A 3155-nucleotide genomic window follows, 5' to 3' on the forward strand; every position below is an offset into this window, starting at 1 on the left:
TGCCCTGAAAGCAACGTGTTATAGCGAAAATTATACTGTTTAAGCGAAAAAGGACGCCCATACCCTAAAGAAAAAGACAACTTTGAAAATTGCCCTTTGGGTGCATTTTTTGTCGAAATGTCTTGCTCTTTATCATCATAAGCGCCCAAAATCGCCAAACCCTTATGAAACCCTATATGAGCGCTTAGCTCTCCTCCCATCCATTTGCGTGAATGATCGAGCTCTAAGGTTGCAAGTGCCAGTTTACGGCTGGAAACATCAACTCGGCTACCCATAATAAAATTATTGGAATATTTCCACGTCAACCGCCCTGTAATCCATGTCTTTCCTTCTTGATCACGGTCAATAACCCGTGAAATCCATGGCGTAAGCGATAAAGACTTACCCGAAGTCATAATATCGGAAAATATTCCTTTAATACTCGAATGATATTGGCTCCAACTACTATCAAAACCTACTGTCCAATAGCCATAGGGAATGGAAAATGAACCTGTTATCGTATCACTATTGGGGCGCTTATCTGAAAAATGATACGGACCACCATTCATGGAGCGCTGATAACTAAACGACCATTGATCGTTGATCCCTAACAAATCATCAAAAGAAAGGCTCACGCGTGTTTGGTAAATCCCAGTTGCTTTAGCGCCAAGATTATCACTGGAAAAAGTCAGCAACCACGGCTTCTGCTTATCGATATGAATATCAAGAATAGACCCCCCCGGAGCATCCCCAGCACCAAGGTTGATAGTCGCACGACGAGAGAAAAGCCGATTGATTTGATCAAGCCCTTGTTCTATAGAGCGCAGGTTAGCAGGTTGACCCACTAAATTTGGAAAAGCCGTAATGATTTCCCCTTGAGATTGTCTTTCAACTTTATGACCCTCTAGGGTGATATCTTCTATTTGTCCTTCAACAACAACAATTTTAAGACGCCCACCCCTTAAATCCTGTTCAGGTAAATAAGCCCGAACGGCAATATAGCCGCGCTTCATATAAAGCTTGGTTACCGCTTTAAGCACTTTATTGATTTCGGCAATACCAAGACACCGCCCTTCCCAAAAGGAAATGGTGTTATGAAGATCCGAGCGAGAAATCAACTGAGCACCAACAAATTCAATGCTTTTGATCAGCAAACAGGTTTTGGGGGTTGAATCGCTTTGAAATACCGTAGATTCATTATCATCCTGTAATAAAATCTCATGCGTTGCGTTTCTGCAATGCAATCGTTGAAAACGCTGTTCTTGCGTTTGTTGACGTTGAATCCTCTCGGATTGATCAATCGCTTGCTCTCGAATGCTTTCTGCAAAACTCGCCAATGAAAAAAAACACAAAAATACCGCAAAAATAAAAGTGAAAAAAAACTACCCATTTATTGTGCCCTCAAAGTGAGAAACAAAATGGACCACATCATCAGCGTCACAGAAAAAATCGCCAATCGCGTAACAATTTTTTAATTTTTTGATGAGAATAATACTTATAAAATCTGAGAAAAAAGTGTAGACTGTACTATATACACCTGCTTTATTGGTCACACAAATCATATCATTCCCCCCGCTTTTGAAGCCTGTATAATTACACTGTTAAATGACAATCATACACTCTATATGCTTCTTAATTTTAAGGTGTTGCATGTAATATAATCTTGAGCTTCAAGTAAAGCCTCTTATTCATAGAATAGACCAAATTTATTGGAACTGTTACATATTAGAGACAACAAGAAACACTCCATTATTATCGCTTGATAAGAAAAATAGCATGACAATCGCTTATTTACTAAAATAAGAAAAAAAGAAAATGCGTAATGCTATAACTGATGAAGGATTAGCATATTTAAAAGCCGCTTATTCTAATGAAAAAATTACTAAAGATGATATCTTTTTTACGGTTATGGTCTCTTGCATTCAGAAGATTATCGCTCTCGTTATGTCAATAACCTCTCTAAAGAATTGCCGTGTATCCCGTGTGTAAAGAGTGCTGATGATTTTTGGAAATTTGTAACAGCAGGGCGTGAACTCGGTCATTTGCACGTAAACTATGAAACTGTAGAGCCTTATCCAGTGACCTTTAAAAAGGGTAATCCAAAACAGACAGAGATCTCTAATCCCGAAAAATTCTATTACGTGACTGAAATGAAATTCGCAAAAGCAGCTAACGAGAAAGGAAAATCGCAAAAGGATAAATCAACTGTCATTTATAACAGCAATATCACAATAACAGATATCCCTCTTGAAGCTTATGAGTATATCGTCAATGGCAAGCCCGCTCTTGAATGGGTTATGGGGCGTCAATGTGTAAAGACAGATAAAAAGAGTGGTATTGTGAATGATGCCAATCGCTATGCTGTTGAAACCGTTGGCAACCCTGCCTACCCTCTAGAGTTGTTTCAAAGGGTTATTACCGTAAGTTTAGAGACAATGAAAATCGTAAAAAACTTACCAAAATTAGAAATAAGAGAAACTGAATAACTTATAAAGCATGCTCACATAATGGGTATGTTAATCTCATAAGGGGTACAAGGTCTTATAGCTATAGGTTCCTATACCCCTTTATACTCTATACCCTCTTTATACATTGCTTACATATAATCTTTAAAAGGATAATTTATCATGCGTTATTCTAAAAAAGAAATCATTTGCACTTTTAGATACTCTTATTTGGATTGCTTTAAGACTTTTAAGAAACTCACTCTTAAAGTGAATTAGATTTTTTTACATTGCCTTTAAAAGATTATACCGTAATCTAAAATGAGTGCTTTATTGTTTTCAAAAGCTTTGTTTAAAGAGAGTTATATATATTCATTTTGCTTATAGGTTTTGAAGGTTCTTAACCCCCCCAAAACCCCTACAAAACCCTCTTAAATGTATACTATAGATTGTATTTAGATGTTATATTTAACATAGGTTGTTTCTTTAAAACATTAACATATTGAAATATAATGATTTTAATTTTTTCATTCAAAAAAAATAATAGAGGCTCTAAAAGGAACTGACAAAACTGACACGGTCTATTAAAAGGGATTTTGCTAATCTCTATAATGATCATTCTCTCTTTAGATATTTTCATAACAGGCAATAAATCACAATTATCCTATTTATCGTTTCTCTTATGAAAATGAAAAATGATGCCATGGCTATAAAGAACATAACAGCTATAGA

At 36.2% G+C, this 3155-nt stretch carries 1 protein-coding gene and 1 pseudogene; one reads left to right on the forward strand and one right to left on the reverse strand.

The genetic code is table 11. The features are described 5' to 3' along the window. Window positions 1-1331: ShlB/FhaC/HecB family hemolysin secretion/activation protein (locus ACFINU_RS09415; RefSeq protein WP_375667625.1), on the reverse strand; the 1331-nt coding region annotated here is incomplete at its 3' end. 466 nt (window positions 1332-1797) lie between these two features. Between ACFINU_RS09415 and ACFINU_RS09420 the strand changes: the two are divergent. Continuing rightward, window positions 1798-2465 (forward strand): annotated as a pseudogene (locus tag ACFINU_RS09420) (type ISP restriction/modification enzyme); the annotation flags it as partial. Window positions 2466-3155 lie beyond the last annotated feature (690 nt).

The sequence above is a fragment of the Bartonella sp. AC130YNZD genome, from assembly GCF_042196865.1.
GTDB lineage: Bacteria > Pseudomonadota > Alphaproteobacteria > Rhizobiales > Rhizobiaceae > Bartonella.